The sequence below is a fragment of the Okeania sp. genome (assembly GCF_983059655.1).
Map to the genome: position 1 here is coordinate 1 of NZ_CEZPJD010001103.1, position 2078 is coordinate 2078.

Here is a 2078-nt window from a genome sequence, read left to right on the forward strand (position 1 = left end):
CTCTGGGAACAACCGTAAAACGATGGTTGAAATTAGATAGCTTTTTAAATTCCATCTAATCTACAGTTAGTAGATATCAAAGAATTGCGGATACTACCATGTAATAGATGTTTTTATGTAGAATTTGTCTACAAGAAAAAAATTGTAGTTCAAGAAGAATTAAACCCTAAAAACGTCTTTATAGAACCCGGAATTAATAATTAGTTAAGTTGTGTTTCTAACGTTAGTACTAGCTTGATTATTTATGGGTGCAGGGTTAAAAGCCTTAACCAGTGGTATAACAAACGGGTTTCCACCCTCAAAGAAGGTAGCCCCAGGGTTATTGGGATGAGCAATTAGCCCAAGTTACAGAAAAACGTAACCGTCAGATGAGATATCCAGTTAACAAAGCTGCAAGGTTGCTTATTAACCACTGTATTAAACATCAAATTGGTACGATAGTTTTTAGGTGGAACCAAGGACAACGACAAGAGGTAAATTTAGGTAAACAGACCAAGGTATATATAGGAGATAAAAGATTATGTTATGGAGCGAGCAAAATCAACCAAATGTGACAATTAATCAAATGGTTAACCGAGTTATTACATCAGGTAAACTTAGTCGCCGGGAACACCTACAACTTACTTCAGCAATATTATGTGGTAAACATATAACAGACGAAGAACAACATCAAATCAATCAAATATTTGACTTTCTTAAAATTGGTAAAATCAAGTTAATTGATGATAATTAACAATACAGATTCAAAAGCAAAAAATATTGGTAAATACTTAATATTTTTTATTTATTTTCAAAAATATCATATTCTATGGAAGAGAAAATTTATACATAAAAAAAAAGTAAAAATAGTCTCAATATTTCCTTCATAACTAAAGTAAAGAGATACACTAACAGATTAAATCAATAAAGTACAGTAAGTAATAATTGGCAACTTGATATAAACATAAACCTGACCATATTCTGACTTCTGTTAAATACAAAATTAACTAATACCTCAGATAGAGAAAATTGATAATGAGTGCAACTAAACCAAATTTACTACTAACAGTACCAACAGGTTTATTACAAGTTCCTGCTGTAGTAAAAAATACTATAAAACCAGATAGTCCAGAAATAAAACTTTCTCTGGTGATTCCCACATTTAAAGAAAGTAAAAATATCCCAAAGATTGTCCAAAGACTAACTCAGTTACTAGATGCTCAAATTCCCAATGCTTATGAATTAATTGTGGTAGATGACAATAGTCCCGACTTAACTTGGGAGACAGCTCAGAGTATGACACCAGAATATCCTCAACTCCAGGTAATGCGTAGAGAAAAAGAAAGAGGACTTTCTACTGCAGTTATTCGTGGTTGGCAAGTAGCAAAAGGAGAAATATTAGGAGTAATAGATGCAGACTTACAACATCCTCCAGAAACCCTCTTAAAACTATTGACAAAAATGGAGCAAGGTGCTGACTTAGCAGTAGCTAGTCGTCACTTTGAGGATGGAGGTGTCAGTGAGTGGAATATTATGAGAAGATTCTTGTCTCGTGGCGCTCAAGTTTTGGGGTTGATTATTTTACCCGGAGTCGTAGGGCGAGTTTCAGACCCCATGAGTGGGTATTTTATGGTCCGTCGAAAGGCGATCGCAGAAAAAATTCTTCGGCCAGTAGGGTACAAAATTTTGATTGAAGTTTTGGGCCGAGGCACTATTCATTGGGTGAGAGAGGTGGGCTATATATTTAATGAACGTCTAGAAGGAGAAAGTAAAGTTACCTGGAAACAATATATAGAATATTTACACCACCTACTAAATTTAAGATTGGCCAGATGGCCTAGTCGATTTATCTGTTTCGGTACAGTTGGTTTTATAGCGCTACGCGCTAGGGAGTAGGGAATAGTAAAGTACATTTGTACTGGGGAAGTTCAGATATTTGTTATCTCAACTTTGGTTGAAGATCCACGCTCTTCATGTATGGACTTGGTAGAGGCAATTTTCAATGAAGGAGGAAGCATGCACCATAAGCAATAGCCTTGGTGTCAGGTACTTCACAAATTGTTCATACTGCTTCATAAAACTGATACAAAGCGTCACAT

Annotated in this window: 1 protein-coding gene and 1 pseudogene; both read left to right on the forward strand. The window is 35.2% G+C overall.

Going from position 1 to position 2078, the window contains the following annotated elements; genetic code table 11:
• Nucleotides 1-520: 520 nt before the first annotated feature.
• Nucleotides 521-733, forward strand: a complete 213-nt coding sequence (locus tag AC3DU7_RS32215) for a hypothetical protein (RefSeq protein ID WP_488043297.1) — start codon at nucleotides 521-523, stop codon at nucleotides 731-733.
• A 281-nt stretch (nucleotides 734-1014) separates the two neighbouring features.
• Nucleotides 1015-1851, forward strand: a pseudogene (locus AC3DU7_RS32220) (polyprenol monophosphomannose synthase); the annotation flags it as partial.
• Nucleotides 1852-2078 lie beyond the last annotated feature (227 nt).